16 protein-coding genes are annotated in these 15,059 nt (G+C 37.8%); 14 read left to right on the plus strand and 2 right to left on the minus strand.

Annotation, left to right across the window (positions count from 1 at the left end; genetic code table 11):
* Positions 1–161 precede the first annotated feature (161 nt).
* Positions 162–581, minus strand: a complete 420-nt coding sequence (locus BS1321_RS17660) for a hypothetical protein (RefSeq protein ID WP_063236594.1) — start codon at positions 579–581, stop codon at positions 162–164.
* Between the two features lie 189 nt (positions 582–770).
* Between BS1321_RS17660 and BS1321_RS17665 the strand changes: the two genes are divergently transcribed.
* The 12 genes from BS1321_RS17665 (at position 771) to BS1321_RS17720 (ending at position 12,532) form a co-directional block, all read left to right on the plus strand.
* The gene (locus BS1321_RS17665; protein WP_063236580.1) at positions 771–2,045 is read left to right on the plus strand and encodes an IS110 family RNA-guided transposase; all 1,275 of its coding nucleotides are present in this window, start codon (positions 771–773) and stop codon (positions 2,043–2,045) included.
* 654 nt (positions 2,046–2,699) lie between these two features.
* Entirely contained in the window at positions 2,700–2,954 is a 255-nt protein-coding gene (locus tag BS1321_RS17670) for a GNAT family N-acetyltransferase (RefSeq protein ID WP_155726513.1), read from the plus strand.
* Positions 2,951–3,196 (plus strand): hypothetical protein, encoded by a 246-nt coding sequence (locus tag BS1321_RS17675; protein ID WP_063235267.1) that lies wholly within the window; start codon positions 2,951–2,953, stop codon positions 3,194–3,196. The genes BS1321_RS17670 and BS1321_RS17675 overlap by 4 nt, the downstream gene beginning before the upstream one ends.
* A 309-nt stretch (positions 3,197–3,505) precedes the next feature.
* On the plus strand, positions 3,506–3,949 hold the full coding sequence (locus tag BS1321_RS17680; RefSeq protein ID WP_063235266.1) for a MarR family winged helix-turn-helix transcriptional regulator: 444 nt from the start codon (positions 3,506–3,508) through the stop codon (positions 3,947–3,949).
* A gap of 1 nt (position 3,950) precedes the next feature.
* Complete coding sequence (locus BS1321_RS17685; RefSeq protein WP_063235265.1) at positions 3,951–5,027, plus strand: threonine aldolase family protein; 1,077 nt, start codon at positions 3,951–3,953, stop codon at positions 5,025–5,027.
* Positions 4,996–5,715 carry an alanyl-tRNA editing protein gene (locus BS1321_RS17690; protein ID WP_063235264.1) on the plus strand — a complete coding sequence of 240 codons (720 nt, stop codon included), beginning with the start codon at positions 4,996–4,998 and terminating at the stop codon, positions 5,713–5,715. The genes BS1321_RS17685 and BS1321_RS17690 overlap by 32 nt, the downstream gene beginning before the upstream one ends.
* Before the next feature lie 292 nt (positions 5,716–6,007).
* Entirely contained in the window at positions 6,008–6,889 is an 882-nt protein-coding gene (locus BS1321_RS17695; RefSeq protein ID WP_063235263.1) for a PhzF family phenazine biosynthesis protein, read from the plus strand.
* Positions 6,890–7,034: 145 nt separating this feature from the next.
* Complete coding sequence (locus BS1321_RS17700) at positions 7,035–7,736, plus strand: response regulator transcription factor (RefSeq protein ID WP_063235262.1); 702 nt, start codon at positions 7,035–7,037, stop codon at positions 7,734–7,736.
* Positions 7,733–9,076, plus strand: coding sequence for a sensor histidine kinase (locus tag BS1321_RS17705; protein WP_063235261.1), 1,344 nt, complete (start codon positions 7,733–7,735; stop codon positions 9,074–9,076). The genes BS1321_RS17700 and BS1321_RS17705 overlap by 4 nt, the downstream gene beginning before the upstream one ends.
* Positions 9,077–9,103: 27 nt before the next feature.
* Complete coding sequence (locus BS1321_RS17710) at positions 9,104–9,835, plus strand: PepSY domain-containing protein (protein ID WP_162268749.1); 732 nt, start codon at positions 9,104–9,106, stop codon at positions 9,833–9,835.
* 329 nt (positions 9,836–10,164) lie between these two features.
* Positions 10,165–10,758: a beta-class carbonic anhydrase gene (locus BS1321_RS17715; RefSeq protein WP_063235259.1), complete on the plus strand. Its 594-nt coding sequence runs from the start codon at positions 10,165–10,167 to the stop codon at positions 10,756–10,758.
* 16 nt (positions 10,759–10,774) lie between these two features.
* Positions 10,775–12,532, plus strand: a complete 1,758-nt coding sequence (locus BS1321_RS17720; protein ID WP_063235258.1) for a SulP family inorganic anion transporter — start codon at positions 10,775–10,777, stop codon at positions 12,530–12,532.
* A gap of 373 nt (positions 12,533–12,905) precedes the next feature.
* Here BS1321_RS17720 and blaOXA read toward each other — a convergent pair whose 3' ends face one another.
* Positions 12,906–13,697, minus strand: a complete 792-nt coding sequence (gene blaOXA / locus BS1321_RS17725) for a class D beta-lactamase (RefSeq protein ID WP_063235257.1) — start codon at positions 13,695–13,697, stop codon at positions 12,906–12,908.
* Between the two features lie 216 nt (positions 13,698–13,913).
* On the opposite strand from blaOXA, the gene BS1321_RS17730 reads away from it, so the two are divergent.
* Entirely contained in the window at positions 13,914–14,558 is a 645-nt protein-coding gene (locus tag BS1321_RS17730) for a hypothetical protein (RefSeq protein WP_063235256.1), read from the plus strand.
* A 102-nt stretch (positions 14,559–14,660) separates the two neighbouring features.
* Positions 14,661–15,047 carry an iron chaperone gene (locus BS1321_RS17735; protein WP_063235255.1) on the plus strand — a complete coding sequence of 129 codons (387 nt, stop codon included), beginning with the start codon at positions 14,661–14,663 and terminating at the stop codon, positions 15,045–15,047.
* The last annotated feature ends 12 nt before the right edge of the window (positions 15,048–15,059 follow it).

The following is a 15,059-nucleotide window of genomic DNA, read 5'->3' on the forward strand; positions in this document are numbered from 1 at the left end:
AAGATATTGACATCCTATTAGCTGGTTTAGTTCATTATGGATTACTAAAAATAATCAAACTATTTTATAAAAACTGTATACTGAATCACAAGAAAAGAATCCATTATGAAGTAGTATCTTCCGTTTGAGAAGGGCTTCTTATTTGAAGTTATTATAAACCTTTAATGGTGGTACCAACTTTCTCCGTTTCCTTCGGATATTGGCTCTTGTGTCTCAGCATCTATAATTATAAATTTGTAAATCATTTTTTCTTTAGTCTCTTTAAAAGAACAAAAAAGATATATTTGACGTTTAGGATCTATATTTGGGTTTTTGTTATTATAAATATTAACTTCTGAATATTTTCCCGCATTTTTATTTACTGTGGATTTTAAGTCTTTATAAAGAATTTTTTCTCTAATATTTAGGGTCGCTGTTTTGTATTCGCTATAATCCCCTGTTTTTTTATTATTATAAAATTTATTTGCATTAACCAGATGTTTCTTACTATTGTCGGTATACCTTTCAGAAGTTTGTGCATTAACATTAACATTTACTAGCATTAGCATAGCTAAGAATAAAAAAGGCAATTTATTTTTCATTGGGCATCTCCTTTTCCTTTAACAATATTAAAGGTATTATCCCCAATTTTGATTTTCTTAATGAACTAAACTGCCCCTTTAGCATTCCTGTAGATCGTTAAATATCAGGTTTGAAAAAAATAGAGCCCCTCAGTAAGATACGAGTATAGAGTCCAATCTAACTCAGAGTCTTAAGGAGGAAGCCCTACTATGAATTTTAAAATGCAAGACAAACAAAATCAACTAATAGAAAGAATTTCCGATACACACCTTATTGTTGGTGTGGATATCGCTCAACAACTACACGTTGCAAGAGCAGTTAACTTCCGTGGAATTGTAGTTGGAGAGCCTCTTACATTTGAAAATAATGAAGAGGGGTTCCTTAAACTATTAAAATGGATTCATGATTTAAAAAGATTAAAAAACTTAGATGCAGCAATAGTAGGTATGGAGCCTACAGGCCATTACTGGATTAACCTTTCAAAATGGTTATATAACCAAAACATTGAGGTTGTAACAGTCAATCCCCACTTAGTAAAAAGGAATAAAGAGAATCGTGATAATACCCAATCTAAGAGTGATAAAAAAGATGCGCTCGTTATCGCGGATATGGTCAAAAACGGCTACTATTCCTTTATTCGCCCATCATCAGAATCATTTGAGAAGCTTAGAGTTCTAATGTCTAATCGTGATGTGATTGTTAAACGTCTCGTGATGTCTATTAATCAAGTAAATCGATGGGTGGATGTGGTCTTTCCTGAACTCAGACAAGTGTTTAAAGATGTAACGTGCAAAGGGGCGATCGCAACCCTTCGTTTATTTCCTACACCGGATGAAATATCTTCACTAGAAACACTAGATGTCATGAGGGGTTGGAAGTCTTTAATGAAACGACAACCAGGACCCAAGAAGGCTCAATTACTAATCAATCTAGCAAAATCCTCTATTGGGACCGGACAAGCTCTTGATGCTTATAAATTCCATTTAGAACAATTATTAGAGGAATATGACCTCGCTGTCAAACAACTCGAAAGAGTTGAACAACAAGTTAAAGAAGTTCTCTACAAAATACCATTTGCAAAAAAACTACTTATGATTAAAGGAATAAGTGAAATTTCATTAGCCGGGATACTGGGTGAATCAGGAGATCTAAGTGGTTTCTCTCACGGAAACTCTCTATTGCGGCATGCGGGATTACATCTAGCTGAAGCAAGTTCAGGCAAATGGAAAGGTCAGATTGTCATTTCAAAGCGTGGAAGGTCAAGACTACGACGATTCCTCTACTTAGCAACTATGAGCCTTGTGATGAATAACCCTGAGTTTAAGGCCGTCCATTCCCATAATGTGAAGGTAAAGAAGATAAAGAAAATGAAATCAATCATGAAACTCATAGGTAAACTAGCAAGGATTTTTGTAGGAATAGCACGACGAAACGAGTCTTATTGTCCAAATAAAGTCCAAGTATTAATCCCATTAGCAGCATAGAAATAAAACATTAGTTATATAGAATGTATCATTCAAAATAGTTAACTTTAATTTTGAATGTTGTCTTATTCGTAGGATTTCAAATATGTACGAGTACCAGGTTTCTTAAACAAAAGGGCACAGTGACCCATCAGGTTAGCATAACTGGCCTCCACCCCTTGGATAGGCATGACGAAGGAATGAGAGGGCGATTGACCCGTTGAGACATGGGAGGGAAAGCCTCCAGGGGCGGCATGGAGATGTACATTATATGGTAAAATGTGGAGTGGTAACTGACTCCTTTATTTAACTATGCCTTCACGAAGCCTAACTTATCTGAACTCATTTCATTTACCCGTAAGTCTAATTACAAGGGGTATGAAATCCTGCGAATAAGTGAGCATTCGAGAGATATTCGCATCAAACTGAGGGAGTTCATTAAGGGACTTTTGCACTTCAGGTGAATTTCAGATCTTTTGCTTATTAAGCCAACGAAGCAGTTGAAGAAGGACTAGGTGTATAAAGAGCGAATATAATAAGGTTGGGATTAATTTCCAAGAGTTGAATAATGTGTTTTAGAGGGTGAAGATATGGGGTTAAGCTTTAAAAAGGCTTAAGAAATGGAGATAAAAGAAGTTTATGAATTAGCAGGTGAAAATCGCAAAGAAGCAAAAAATGATTGAAGCATATGAACACTCTGCAAAATATTATGCTTATTATGTTTGCTTATTGGATGACACTGAATTAATTGGCTGGGTTCTAATCGATAAGGGTTATGATTTCTTAAATGGTAATCAAGTGGGTTGGATAAGTGATTTGTATGTAAAAGCACAATACAGAGATAATGGTTATGCCAAATTATTGATGGAAGAAGCCTTTAATGAGTTCATAATGATCCACCAAATTTTAATAATGGAAGTGAATTTATGACGAAAACATCAGATAACAAAGGTAGCGCAAAGAAAAAATATCCCCTCAGGAAGCTTGGTATCGCGTTGATTATCTTAGCGGTTATCCTGGCTTTTGTTGGAGTCGCCCTTATGCCTACGGCCGATGATGCGTTCGCTGCTGCAATGGTTGCATGGATTCCTGGCGCCATAGCACTTTGGGCTGGCCTGGTATTTACCTGGTGGGATGGCAAGCTGTCTGACGGCGGGCATATGGGTTCGTAGCAGGCAGTAAAGATAAAACTCCTTAATCAACTAATGGGTGCATTAGTTCAACAATAATAAATCGTTTGGGGCTGCTTTTGGGCAGCTCCTTTTTTTATTGCACTATGGCAGGTTAGTACATTTAGAGAAACTTACCTATAAAGGGCTAGTAGAACAGTTGTTTTATGAGGGCTCTAAAAGTGAATTTTTTGAAATTGGTTAAACTAGTGGTATCGATTGATCCTTCAAAGATTAACGAAAAATGTTGACATAGTCCACTAACTCCAATAAAATATTAGTGGATAAAGTCCACTGAAAAGGAAGTCTAGAATGAATATAAATAAAAATACCATAGCTGATATACGGCAATTCAATAGATTTTATACCAATATACTTGGTTTATTTGATAAGCATATATTGGATACCGGATATTCTTTCACAGAGGCAAGGGTACTTTTAGAAATCGGTTTATTGGAGCAGTGTATAGCAAATAATCTAGTTGATAAACTGAAAATTGATCGTAGCTATATGAGTAGAATAATTGCCAAGCTAAGTAAAGATGGACTAGTTATCAAGGAAAATTCGACCTTGGATAGCAGAACTAGTCTGATTCGATTAACTCCTAAAGGGATGACTCTTTTTAACCAGATTAATGAAAAATCAGATGAACAATTAGTGAGGTTATTCCAAGGATTATCACAAAATGAAATAAAAGAAATCCATGCTTCTATGATGTTCATTCAGAAGAAATTGGATAGTTTGGGGAGAATATAGGATGATACGTTTTGAAAATGATTATACAGAAGGTGCTCATAAGCGAATTTTGAAACGATTAATAGAAACCAATGAAGAACAAACACCCGGATATGGAGTGGATGAGCACTGTGAAAAAGCGAGAGCTTACATTCGAAAAGAGTGTGATGCGGCGAATGCAGATATACACTTTTTAGTAGGAGGAACACAAACGAATACAACTATCATCGCTTCAATTTTGCGGCCGCATCAAGGTGCAGTTGCCGCAATTACTGGTCATATCGCAGTACATGAAACAGGGGCAATTGAAGCCACTGGTCATAAAGTGCTTACGTTGCCGAGTGATGATGGAAAAATTCAAGCTGAACAAGTGAAAGAATTATATGATGCTCACTGGAATGATGTTACTCATGAGCATATGGTACAGCCAGGCTTGGTTTACATTTCTAACCCTACAGAAAATGGAACGACTTATAGTAAAACAGAAGTGGAAGCATTAAGTAAAGTTTGCCGGGAATGTAGTTTGCCATTGGTATTGGATGGCGCTAGATTAGGGTATGGCTTAGCTTCGAAAGACAGCGATTTAACCTTGGCGGATGTTGCAAGGTTATGTGATGTGTTCTATATAGGGGGAACGAAAGTTGGTGCAATGTTTGGTGAAGCGGCAGTCATCATGAATGATGCCCTGAAAAAGGATTTCCGATATTTCATCAAGCAAAAGGGAGGAATGCTGGCTAAAGGGAGACTATTGGGGATCCAGTTTGAAACCTTATTTGAAGATGGCTTATACTATGAAATTTCTAATCATGCCGTGGAAATGTCAATCATGATTCGAGAAGCATTTGTTGCAAATGGATTTTCATTACGATATGATTCCACATCAAATCAGCAGTTTCCGATTTTGCCTGAAGATGTAATTTTGGAATTAGGCAAAAAGTATTCATTCTCCTTCTGGGAAAAAGTCGATGCTACACACAGTGCTGTGAGATTTTGTACCAGTTGGGCTACGAAAAAAGAACATGTTGAAATGCTGGTAGAGGATATCAAAGCAACAAAAGGAGAAAAAAGTGGCCACGATAGAGTTATATGCAGAGAATAGTTATATAAAAGAATGTTCGGCAAAGATTGTTTCAATACAAGAACGATTTGTTGTATTCGATCAAACCATTTTTTATCCTGGTGGCGGTGGGCAGCCTTGTGACCGAGGGATTATTAAACAAGGTGATGAAACCTATAATATATTAACAATAAAAAAATTAGATGGTGAAATTATTCATGAACTGGAACGTCCAGTACAGGACATTAATCAAACAGTAGAAATGCAGATTGACTGGCCTTGGCGGTTTAAGAATATGCAGTATCACACATTACTGCATGTCATTTCAGGTTATTTATATCAACATTACAATGCTTTAGCAACAAGTAGTCAAATTGAAAAAGAACATGCGAGATTAGAGCTGTCTTTTACTCCTGAAATAATGGAAGAAATACCATTTGATTCACTAGAACAATCGATAAAGAAGGTACTGGCACAACCCCATAATGTTTACACGAAAACCATTAGTAGGACTGAAGCAGAGCAAAAAGAAGGGTTTATTAAAACGGTCATTAATTTACTGCCAGCTTCTCTTAATGAAATTCGAATCGTTCAAATAAATGATATTGATGAGCAAGCATGTGGCGGAACCCACGTTAACAACACAAATGAAATTAAAGACTTTTCCATTATGAAAATTCAACAAAAAGGTCCAACGAAAAAAAGGATTAAAATTCAACTACTGGATTAAGTTCTACTATCAGCGAAAAAGATATGGACTCCAAATCCTTTGAAATCTCCAGTTGTTTTTAGTTGGCGTGAGTTTATCGAACATAAATATAAATTCGAAAGTCTTAAAAAAATATCATTTTGACAGGAACAGATTGAAATAAGGTACAAAGTAAATAGGGCTTTTAACATGAGAGTTGCTCTGGCAGCTCTTTTTTTTTTTGGAGATAACTGGGCAAATAGCGACTTTAATTTTCAAAATTTACATGCAATAATTGGGACATTCGTTAAAAAGAAAAACGAGGGGGAGTCTTATGGAGAGGATTAATTATTCTATTGTTGATGTGTTTTCAAATGGAAAATATACAGGAAATCAACTCGCGGTTTTTAAAAACGCTGGAAATATTCCGGATAATGAAATGCAACAAATAGCCAAAGAAATTAATTTTTCAGAGACAACCTTTATCTTGTCTGATTCAAAAAATGATGGGGGCTATGATGTTCGGATTTTTACACCTAATGAAGAGGTTCCTTTTGCTGGTCATCCGACTTTAGGAACTGCATATATCATTCAAAACGAAGTATTAAAAGCACCATTGGATACCATTATTTTAAACTTTAAAGGTGGACAGATAACAGTATCATTCAATAATCAAGAAGAGCTTCTATGGATGAAACAAAATGAACCAACTTTTGGCCGGATTTTAGATACAGATAAAATTTATGAAGTTTTAAATATACATAAAGAAAACATAGATGATAGATTTCCCATTCAAGAAGTTTCGACGGGACTTCCAGTGCTTGTTGTCCCATTAAAATCATTGGAAGCAGTTAGAAAAGTAAAGATTAATAGAGAAAAGTATTTTGAGTTAATTGAACACACGGATGCCAAAGCCATTATGGTTTTTTCTCCAGAAACGTATGATTCGAAAAATGATTTGAATGTTCGAGACTTTGCGGACTATTATGGTATCCCAGAAGATGCAGCCACTGGCAGTTCTAATGGATGTTTAGCTGCTTACTTAGTTAAATACCGATATTTTAAAAAAAGTGAAATAGACATTCGCGTAGAACAAGGATGTGAAATCGAAAGACCTTCTTTATTGTTTTTAAAAGCAGGTGATGTTAACGGGGAAATCGTCGTTCATGTAGGAGGTAAAGTAGTGAAAATTGCTCAAGGTGAATGGTTTCTTTAATAACCTACTTCAAAATAAGGAAGGTTGCTGAGGCAGCCTTTTTCTTATTGAACGAACAGGCATACATAAGGATAAACCAATCCATTTAATTTGAAAATGAATGACACATAAATGGGGACAGCCGACACAAAAGGAGGCCTTACAAATGAGTAAAGAATCAATACTAATTGTAGAAGACGAAGAAAAAATCTTAAGACTGCTTGAATTAGAGCTTGAAATCGAAGGCTACCAAATCGGAAAGGCAATGGACGGAAACGAAGCCCTTGAGGCGTATCGATCAGGAAAATGGGATTTGATCTTATTGGATGTGATGCTTCCAGGCATAAGCGGGATCGAGCTGCTTCGGAAAATTCGTATGAAAAACAATTCCACCCCAGTCATCCTGTTAACTGCAAAAGGCTCGGTTGAAGATAAAGTTTCCGGTCTTGATCTCGGCGCGAATGACTACATCACTAAACCTTTCCAAATTGAGGAATTGCTTGCCAGAATTCGTGCGGTTTTAAGAATGCGGACTGCAGCATCTTCAATGGAAGATGAAGATGATGGATGGCTTAATACTGCTGATTTAAAGGTGAATGTCAAAACGCGCGAAGTCATTAGAGGTGAAAGTGAAATTGACCTAACGCCAAAAGAGTATGATTTACTTCTTTATTTACTGAAGAATAAGCGTCAAGTGCTAAACCGGGATCAAATTCTTGAAGCGGTTTGGGGGTATGATTTCTATGGAGAAACAAATGTGGTGGATGTGTATATCCGATATGTTCGCAAAAAGCTCGAATATGGCTTTGATACGCCGCTTATTCATACCGTAAGAGGCGTTGGCTACGTCATGAAGGAAGCAAAATGAGGCTGCGGAAGAAAATAAATTTATATACAGCGGTATTATTCATTTTCCTGCTCCTTTTGATGAATGTTTCCATTTATTTTGTTTTCAGTAATCTGATGATGGTAAACGAACTTAATCGTGCGAAAGCGGAGACAGAGAAAATTGCATTTGATGTTAGTAAAAATGTTAATAATATTTCACCAAATGATTTACTTCGAGCTTATCTGCCTATAGATGGCATGATTGGTATTGTAAAAGAAGGTCAACGAAAAGGAACAGCTGTGACATCCAATTCTGAAAAACAATTAAGCTTTCGAAGTAGTGATTTTTATCCAGGTGAGAAGAGTGCGATCATCACTTATCATCAGAAAAAGTATGTATTCGTTTCGTACCCGATAGTTTGGGGGGATGGAAGTGTAGTTAATCTTCAAATCACCAAAAGCATTACAGCAACCGAAGAAATGCTCGCTGTTTTGCGCATCGTATTAATCGCTGTAACTGTCATTGCCATGATACCTGTTCTGATATCAAGCACCATTCTTAGTAACTTCATCGCCCGGCCGATTCGATCGATGATTGATACGATGAAGGAGATTCAAACAAGCGGCCAATTTAAGCGTCTTAGCCTAGAGGAAAAATCAAAAGATGAACTTGTGGAAATGGGAAAAACCTTTAATCACATGATCGATTTGCTACAAGCTAACTTCGAAAAACAGGAGCAATTCGTATCAAATGCTTCACATGAATTAAAAACACCGTTAACTGTCATCGAAAGCTATGCAAGTCTTTTGAAAAGAAAAGGGTTGGAGCGGCCTGATTTGTTCGATGAATCCATAGAGGCCATTCATTCTGAAGCGATTAGAATGAGAGAGCTGACAGAGCAAATGCTTCTGCTTGCAAAGCACCAGGAAAAATGGAATATAGAGAAGGAAAACGTCAATCTGACCGATATCATTGCCGAGTTATCGAAAGTATATAAAAATGCGTACAATCGAACAGTTGAGATTTATAGTGGCGATGCAATTGAAACAGTAACGGACGTTCAAAAGTTAAAACAGCTAATGTTTATTTTTTTAGACAATGCAAGAAAGTATAGTGACGAGCATATCTCAGTCTACATAGGACAAACAAGTAATGAAGCATTTATCCGCATCGAAGACAGAGGGGATGGAATACCAAAGACTGAATTGCCAAAAGTGTTCGATCGCTTTTATCGTGTAGATAAAGCTAGAACCCGAAAGCAAGGCGGATCAGGTTTGGGGCTTTCCATGGCAAAGGAAATTGCTGATGCAATTGATGTACGGATTGAAATGGATAGTCTCGAAGGCAGGGGAACGAACGTTACTCTTTTATTTAATTAAGCCAGAATGCGTTGGATGGGGGATACGATGAAGAGTGGAAAAGTGCTGTTAACAGCTGGATCAACTCTCGTTTTTGGTCTGCTATTATTCGTCGGATTTCAATGGTGGGCTCCATCATTATCCGCGGAAAGCTTGACGAAAGAAGAAGTGAACCAGACAGCAAAGGATAAATATCCTGGAACCATTATAAAGACAACGAAAAGTGAAGGTGAAGAATATCAGGTTGAAATGCAGCTTGAAACCGGGGTATATCTAATTAGGATGGATGCGAAAAGCGGTGAAGTTCGCTCCATAAAAGAAACCATAGTTCATGCAGCTGAAGAAACGACGGAAAAAATGCCCCAAAAGCAACTGACCCAGAATGAAATAATGGCGCGTATTTCCTCACAAGGTGACCTGGAACAAATTGATTTTGTGCAGGAGAAAGACAACTCCTATTATAAAGCAGTAGTAAATAAGAAAAACGAAAAAATCACATTAATACTCGACCCATATACAGGAGCTATTATTGACTCGACAATGGTAGCAGATAGTATCATTACAGAAAACGAAGCAATTGCGATTGCGGAAAAACATGTAAAAGGAACAGGTGACGATACAGAGTTTTATCAACCTTCAGGTCAGACACCTTATTATTTGGTCGAAGTTGAATTAGAGGACGACCGAGACGCAGTAGTCCAAGTGGACGGTTACACAAAAGAAGTAAAAACAATCACATGGGAAGATGATGAAGTGGATGATAATGATGGCCATGAATAAAACAGTTGCTCAGATAAGGGTTTATTAATCTAGACGTAAACGGAACAAATCATAAAAAAGGGTGATGCATATTAGCTGTCTAATATGCATCACCCTTTTTGGCTTCGGTGAGTAAGAAAAATGCAAAACAAAAGAGAAGAAAATGTAATAATTCTCACCATTTTCTAATCCTTCTATCATTTAACTCTAATTTAATATCTCTAACATGGAATATAGCACCAAATGATAAAACAGGGCTGGATGAAAGGCATCTGGATTATTGTACATAGACCATTTCCTTCAATTTTCACACCTTAACAAAGATTTGCAAGAGAAAGGAGAATTAAGTAATGTCAGTTATTTCTAGCATTCTGGATTATAACAAGACGTTTGTCGATCATAACAAATATAAAGAGTTTCAAACGACAAAGTATCCAGATAAAAAGATCGTCATCATAACGTGCATGGATACCCGTCTGTTGGAATTGCTTCCAAAGGCGATGGGGTTAAGAAATGGAGATGCGAAAATCATTAAAAACGCTGGAGCTATTGTTTCTCACCCTTTTGGCAGCATTATGCGCAGTATCCTTGTCGCTATTTATGAGCTAAAAGTGGAGGAAGTGTGTGTGATCGGACATCATGGATGCGGTATGGTGGGGCTTCAATCCTCTTCACTGCTTGATGCCGCGAAGCAGAAGAAAGTCAGTCAGGAGCAAATTGATGTCCTTACAAACTCCGGTATTGATTTATCAAAATGGCTGTCAGGTTTTCAATGCGTTGAGGAGAGTGTAACGAATAGTGTCCGTTTAATCGAAAACCATCCATTATTACCGGATTCCATTGCCGTTCATGGTATGGTCATCCATCCCGAAACAGGTAAATTAGATCGAATCATAGATGGATATAGCAAAATTGTCAGCAAGGACGAAATACATATTCAATAAAAGAAGGAGCGATAAAATGATGGGTTCTAGCAGGCTTGAAGGATATAACTTAGGCCATTTTCAGAAAGACCTGGTTGCCGGGGTGGTAGTTGGGATTGTAGCAATTCCTTTAGCGATGGCTTTTGCGATTGCTTCTGGAGTAAGACCGGAATACGGACTGTACACATCTATTATTGCAGGAATTATGGTCTCCCTTTTTGGAGGGTCGAAATATCAAATTGCAGGCCCGACTGGAGCCTTTGTCCCAGTCTTGTTCGGTGTGGTCATGCAGTACGGATATGAAAAACTGTTAATCGCCGGTTTCCTGGCAGGTATCATGATTTTTCTTATGGGTGTCTTCAAACTGGGAAGATTCATCAAGTTTATTCCGCGTCCAGTTACCATCGGCTTTACTGCTGGAATTGCTGTGATTATCTTCTCGGGCCAGATTGCCAATTTCTTTGGACTCAGTAACTTAAAAAAAGAAGAAGTCTTTCTTTTAAATATGAAAGAAATCTTATTGAATTTCAATACAGTGAATTTCTATAGTGTACTGGTAGCTATCATAAGTTTAACTCTCGTCATATTAACTCCAAAATATTTACCGAAAATTCCTGGGGCACTGCTGGGATTGATTGTATCAACTCTAGTCGCTAGCTTATTATTTCCAGGTCAGGTAGCTACCATAGGATCGGCTTATGGCGCCATTCCTAATGCATTGCCCCATTTTCAGTTTCCCCATATCACTGGCGGCCTAGTGATTGAACTCCTTCCGGCTGCTTTGGTCATTGCCATGCTTGGAGGAATTGAATCACTATTATCCGCTGTAGTGGCAGATGGCATGACCAACAGTAAACATAACAGCAATAAAGAGCTGATGGGGCAAGGATTGACCAATATGATTACGCCTTTATTTGGAGGCATTCCGGCTACAGGTGCCATCGCCCGTACCGCAACGAATATTAAAAACGGTGCAGTTTCCCCGATATCAGGTGTGATTCATGGGCTGGTGGTATTACTGGTGTTAGTCAGTTTGGCTCCTTATGCTTCGGCCATTCCATTGGCCAGTATGGCCCCCATTCTTATGTTTGTCGCATGGAACATGAGCGAACGCAAAGAATTTTCGCATATCTTAAAAGCAAAAACTATGGACTCGATCGTATTGATCGTTACCTTCGTGTTAACCGTATTGATTGACCTGACAACAGGTGTCGGGATCGGATTACTATTAGCCATTCTATCGTTCGTTAAACTGATGAGCGGTACATTGAAATTATCAAAGGTATTACCAGATCCAGCTGATAAACTAGTTAAACCAGAAATGGTGCAACAAGGTTCAAGTTGTCCGCAGATTAACATATATACGATAGAAGGACCTTTATTCTTTGGTTCAATCGAAAGGCTGCAAGAAGAAATCGAGGAAATAATGCGTTCTAAACCAAAAGTCCTCCTATTAAGAATGAGCAATGTGCCATTTATTGATACATCGGGAGAAGCACTTCTAACCGACATCGTGAAGCAATTCAAGTTTCATAATCTACAAGTGTTGATTTCCGGGATGCAACAGGAACCTAAAGAAATGCTGAGAAAAACTGGATTTATTAAACTGGTTGGTGAGGAACAATTCTTTTCCAGTACGGGTGATGCCATTAATAAAGCTTTATCCAAACTGGATGAGAACCGTTGTAAAGGGTGTAAACAGTTTGCATTTGCTGAATGTACGGCACTCTCACAGCGAGTTCCAAAGCCGGCGTTATTAAAACAGAAAAGAAAACGGGAGATAGGGTTAACATGACTCCGTAAGTTAATGTCCACTCCAGGCACTCGCTTTCCGCGGGCGGTCCGCCCTCGGCGCTCTTTGCGCCTGCGGGGTCTCCCTTGGACTCGCTTTTCCCGCAGGAGTCTCGCACCTTCCGTTCCAATCAACTATGTTTTAAAATTTAGATAGAATCCCTTTTTCCTTGATTTTATAGTCTAACTTTAAACAGTCGTCTTCTTAACGAATAATTCGCCATCATACATCATCAAATGGAATTGGTGAATTTATAAAGGGAGAAAAATTATTAATCATTAATCAGGTGAAAATCGAATACTTTTTACCCACGGTTTTTCAGATATCTTTAATACAAAGCAAAACGCATGCCCGAATTAAGAGCATGCGTGAACTTTTATTCTTTTAGGATATCCATTTCTTTCAGGGCATCAAGCGTAATCGTTTTGGCTTTGCTTCCGCTGCCATCCAAGTTGGTGGCGAAGGCCCATTTGCCTTTGTCCGTTTCGATGTAACCCACATACCAGCCCAATCCCATATCAGAAAGGCGTGTACCGGTTTTTCCATGGAGGACATATGAGTCTGCTTCTTCATTGATCATGATTCTCTTAACGGTTCTCATATGCTGCTTATCGATAGGCATTTTTTCCTCTACAAGGTTTTCGATGAATTGGACTTGTTCCCGGGCAGAAATCTTTATGCTGCTATCGAGCCAGAACTGATCGATCCCACCGGAGATATCACGATTGCCGTAATCGAGCAGGTTCACATATTGCTGCATGTTTTCTACCCCGATATCGCGGGCCATTGCTTGATAATACCAGATCACAGAATGCCTCATGGCTGAAGCCAGTGTATGATCTCTGTTCCAATCTTCAAATTCCCTGATTACGCCATCCCAGCGCTTCACTTCATATTCATCGCTCACAGCTTTTGTCTGTAAGCCAATTAATGCATTCGCGACTTTGAATGTCGATTCTGGAGTATAGCGTACTTTACTTCTCTGTTTGTTATAAATAAATACTTTATCATTTTTTAAGTTTTGGAGAACCATCGTGCCTTCCGCACCATCGAAAGACTCCCCGATATCCAGTTCTTTCACCTTTTGATCGTTTGCACTTGCATGAATCGTGCCCACGGAACCAGTGACTAGCAGGACAAGAATGAAACATAACGCTTTGATTTTCATTACACACTCTCCTTTAAGGCATGGATTGATCGATCATCAGAAATGCAGAGTAATTTCCATAAAATAGGTTGATAGCTAAAGTATACCTATTTCGAATAAAAAACGAAACCTTATTCTTGGATTCTATCTAGTTAGTATCAATCAAGGAGGAATGCAGCAGGTAGCTAATGAATATATAGAGCAAACGATAGAATGGATTAATGGGAGGAATCTTTCATGAAGGTTAACCAAAAAAAAATAAATAGTAATAAAAAAGAAATTACATACACACATATTGAAAACGGAAGTCCAGCCGTTTGTTTTATGTTTTCAGGTGCGGGGTACACGTATGAGAAGCCGTTATTCTATTATTCGACGATGATCATGCTTCAAAATCAGTATGATGTCGTGCATATTCATTACGCTTACGATAAGGATATATTCAAGCATCCATTGGTAGATATCACAAAAGTGATCGTTAATGATATCAATCTCGTCATTACGGAAGTACTCCAAAACCATGAATATCAAGGAACAGTGTTTCTAGGCAAATCACTTGGTACCATACCCATCATCAACGGAATGATGAAAAGTAATCGGTTTATGAATTCGAAAATGATTTTGCTTACGCCACTATTGAAGTTCGATTCGATTTTTGAAGGGTTATTGAGCAGCGATCATTCAGCACATATAGTTATAGGAGAAAAAGATCATCATTATATTCCAGGTAAAATTGAAAGGATTGAAAATAAAACAAATATAAGCATGGATAAAATCCCACATGCCAACCATTCCTTGGATAGTGAACCTTTGAATACTTCAAGGTCGATTACCATGCTAGAAGGTGTAATGAATAGAATGGAAGAGTTCTTAAAAAAATGACCCTCTTAATATAGGTTAGCGAACTATCGGGTGCTCGGGTTGGTGGGGGAGGGAAATGTTATAATAAGTGTATAGTAGTTTGGATTAATGAAAGGAGAAATCATGGAAGGAACCAATACATTTCATTCAATTGATGAATATATAATACAATTTCCCGAAGAAGTTCAGGAGAAACTAAGAACGTTAAGAAAAGTCATAAAGGACGCAGCACCGGATGCAGAAGAAAAGATAAGCTATCAAATGCCTACCTTTGTTTTATTTGGAAATTTGGTACATTTCGCTGCCTATAAAAAACATATAGGATTCTATCCAACTCCTAGCGCGATCTCTGCTTTTGAATCTGCTTTATCTGAATATAAATGTTCAAAAGGGGCCGTTCAGTTTCCACTAAATAAGCCAATTCCTTATGAATTAATAACCGAGATTGTTATATTTAGAGTGGAAGAGAATAAAAAGAAAGCAGTAGGGAAATTGAAAAAGAAAAAATAATATCAATGATTA

This window comes from Peribacillus simplex NBRC 15720 = DSM 1321, from assembly GCF_002243645.1.
Taxonomy (GTDB): Bacteria; Bacillota; Bacilli; order Bacillales; family DSM-1321; genus Peribacillus; species Peribacillus simplex.

What these genes read in the sequence shown, in the direction of transcription:
- BS1321_RS17660 (WP_063236594.1), bottom strand. Translation starts at nt 581, where the DNA reads ATGAAAAATAAATTGCCTTTTTTATTCTTAGCTATGCTAATGCTAGTA.
- BS1321_RS17665 (WP_063236580.1), top strand. Translation starts at nt 771, where the DNA reads ATGAATTTTAAAATGCAAGACAAACAAAATCAACTAATAGAAAGAATT.
- BS1321_RS17670 (WP_155726513.1), top strand. Translation starts at nt 2,700, where the DNA reads ATGATTGAAGCATATGAACACTCTGCAAAATATTATGCTTATTATGTT.
- BS1321_RS17675 (WP_063235267.1), top strand. Translation starts at nt 2,951, where the DNA reads ATGACGAAAACATCAGATAACAAAGGTAGCGCAAAGAAAAAATATCCC.
- BS1321_RS17680 (WP_063235266.1), top strand. Translation starts at nt 3,506, where the DNA reads ATGAATATAAATAAAAATACCATAGCTGATATACGGCAATTCAATAGA.
- BS1321_RS17685 (WP_063235265.1), top strand. Translation starts at nt 3,951, where the DNA reads ATGATACGTTTTGAAAATGATTATACAGAAGGTGCTCATAAGCGAATT.
- BS1321_RS17695 (WP_063235263.1), top strand. Translation starts at nt 6,008, where the DNA reads ATGGAGAGGATTAATTATTCTATTGTTGATGTGTTTTCAAATGGAAAA.
- BS1321_RS17700 (WP_063235262.1), top strand. Translation starts at nt 7,035, where the DNA reads ATGAGTAAAGAATCAATACTAATTGTAGAAGACGAAGAAAAAATCTTA.
- BS1321_RS17705 (WP_063235261.1), top strand. Translation starts at nt 7,733, where the DNA reads ATGAGGCTGCGGAAGAAAATAAATTTATATACAGCGGTATTATTCATT.
- BS1321_RS17710 (WP_162268749.1), top strand. Translation starts at nt 9,104, where the DNA reads ATGAAGAGTGGAAAAGTGCTGTTAACAGCTGGATCAACTCTCGTTTTT.
- BS1321_RS17715 (WP_063235259.1), top strand. Translation starts at nt 10,165, where the DNA reads ATGTCAGTTATTTCTAGCATTCTGGATTATAACAAGACGTTTGTCGAT.
- BS1321_RS17720 (WP_063235258.1), top strand. Translation starts at nt 10,775, where the DNA reads ATGATGGGTTCTAGCAGGCTTGAAGGATATAACTTAGGCCATTTTCAG.
- blaOXA (WP_063235257.1), bottom strand. Translation starts at nt 13,697, where the DNA reads ATGAAAATCAAAGCGTTATGTTTCATTCTTGTCCTGCTAGTCACTGGT.
- BS1321_RS17730 (WP_063235256.1), top strand. Translation starts at nt 13,914, where the DNA reads ATGAAGGTTAACCAAAAAAAAATAAATAGTAATAAAAAAGAAATTACA.
- BS1321_RS17735 (WP_063235255.1), top strand. Translation starts at nt 14,661, where the DNA reads ATGGAAGGAACCAATACATTTCATTCAATTGATGAATATATAATACAA.